This is a genomic window from Metabacillus litoralis, from assembly GCF_007994985.1.
Classification (GTDB): Bacteria; Bacillota; Bacilli; order Bacillales; family Bacillaceae; genus Metabacillus; species Metabacillus litoralis.
Map to the genome: position 1 here is coordinate 1 of NZ_VOQF01000040.1, position 2,412 is coordinate 2,412.

Annotated in this window: 2 protein-coding genes; both read left to right on the forward strand. The window is 29.4% G+C overall.

Translation table 11 applies throughout. The features are described from left to right. A partial coding sequence (locus FS935_RS22960; RefSeq protein WP_146950925.1) for a glycosyltransferase occupies positions 1-779 on the forward strand: 779 nt, incomplete at its 5' end. Between the two features lie 49 nt (positions 780-828). Beyond that, positions 829-1,992, forward strand: a complete 1,164-nt coding sequence (locus FS935_RS22965) for a glycosyltransferase (protein WP_146950926.1) — start codon at positions 829-831, stop codon at positions 1,990-1,992. Positions 1,993-2,412: the final 420 nt, after the last annotated feature.

Here is a 2,412-nt window from a genome sequence, read left to right on the forward strand (position 1 = left end):
AATATAAACAGGTGAGTAATATTACAGGAACAGGTGGAACTTTTTTAAGTGAAAATGTTGTAAGTGAAGTTGCAAAAATTTTATACAGAATGTCATTAAAGAAGTCATATAAGGTGTTCTTCCAGAATACTGGTGACAAAGATTATTTTGTTGAAAATAAGATGATTAAGAGCAACTACGAAATGCTTCCAGGCTCGGGTGTAAATTTAAAGCAGTATTCTGTTTGTGATCTACCTGCTGGTGGGAATATAAATTTTATTTTTATTGGTAGGGTTATGAAATTAAAAGGAATAGATCAGTATCTTGAAACAGCTAAAATCATAAAAAATAAGTATCCAAATACAAATTTTTATATCGCTGGTTTTATAGAAGAGGAAAGTTATCAGCAAATCATTGATGAATACCATTCAAATGGAATAATAAATTATATTGGTTTTCAAAAGGATATTAAGTCATGGATAGAAAAATGTCATTGCACGATTTTGCCATCTCATGGAGGAGAAGGCGTTCCGAATGTGTTATTAGAGACTGCAGCTATGGGACGAATTTGTATAGCAACAAAAATTAACGGTTCAATAGATGTTATTGATGAAGGAGAAACTGGATACTTGTTTGAGACTGGTAATGTTGACGATCTAGCAAATAAAGTTAAAATGTTCATAGAATTAGATCTCAATGTGAAAATTAAAATGGGTCTTGCCGCGAGGGAAAAGGTAGAGAATGAGTTTGACAGAAATATTATAGTTAGTGCTTATCTTGATGAATTAAAAAAGGTTTAATAAATATAAGGATAATTAAAGTATTGTACAAAAAGGAGAATTTCTAATCATGAGCAAAGGCACAATTATTTATATTGGTGGTTTTTCGCTACCTGATAAAAACGCAGCGGCACATAGAGTCCTTAGTAATGCTAAAATACTAAAGGAAATTGGGCATAAGGTAGTCTTTATAGATATAGATAATCAGTTGAGATATGATGAAAAATCCAAGATTACGTGTAAAAAGATCCAAGATTTTGATTGTTGGTCTATACCTTATCCAAAATCAAATAAACAATGGATTCATTATTTAATTAGTATTGACTTTTTTTTAGGAGTTTTAAACCATTATTCTGATGTGAAAGCTGTTATTTGCTATAACTATCAGTCTGTAGCATTTATAAAAATAAAAAATTATTGTATTAAAAATAATATAAAAATATTTGCTGATTGTACTGAGTGGTATAGTACTGCTGGAAATAATTTAATATTTAAGATCATTAAAGGATTTGACTCGTATCTTCGTATGAGAATAATACAAAAAAAACTAGATGGAATTATTGTGATTAGTCGTTATCTAGAAAATTTTTATAAGAATTGTAAAAATGTAGTTCGTATTCCGCCCCTTGTTGATTTATCAGAAGAAAAGTGGAACCATCTAACCTCTAAAAGTATCCTTGATAAAGTATTAATAGTTTATGCAGGTAATCCAGGTAAAGATAAAGATAAGCTTAACCTTGTGATAGAAGGAATAAACAAGTTAGATAAAATGTACAATTTCGAGTTTTATGTGATTGGAATTACAAAAAAACAGTATCTGAAGGACTATGAGAACCATAAGGAGATTATTGGAAAATTAGATGATAAGGTAAAATTTCTAGGGCGGTTACCTCACCAAGAAAGTTTAAATATGGTAAAAAAAGCTAATTACAGTATGTTTATTCGTGAAAATAATCGTATGACCAAAGCGGGCTTTCCTACTAAATTTGTTGAGAGTATTAGTTGTGGAACTCCTGTAATTACTTCGAAAAATAGTGACCTTGAAGAATATGTAACAGAAGGGGAGAATGGACACTTCGTAAGTGGAGGAGAAGGAATTATTTTAAAATTAGAAAGCATCTTAAGTAAGGAAAATTTAGGAGAGCTTGAAAAATCGTTAAAATCTTTTGATTATAAGGTTTTTCATTATAAAAATTATGTAAAACAATTTAGTGAATTTTTAAATAAAATTTAAACTTTTCATGTATTTTGGAGGTTTATTTAGGACGTAGGTGGTAATTTTGAATTCCAAATATTCTAGTCTACACACAATCCTTATGCGAAAAGTGCTGACTATAATAGCTTATTATTTAGTACTAACGAGTATACTGCCGCAACTTAAATTACTACCTGGATATAATATCACGGTATTTGGAGCTATGTTAGCGTGGTTTTTTTGCGCAGGACTTTTACACCCTATCTTTTTTATACGTCTACGTATACACACTTTTTTTATTCTTTTTTTCATAACCTATACTTTTTTATTACCTTACTTATTTGGTAATGGGACTATTGGAAATCGCTATTTAGAACATGGTGTAATGTTAATCTATTATATAATTTACCAATATAATAATATCTTTGGATATAACAAAAGTAGTTGGGCAATTATAAA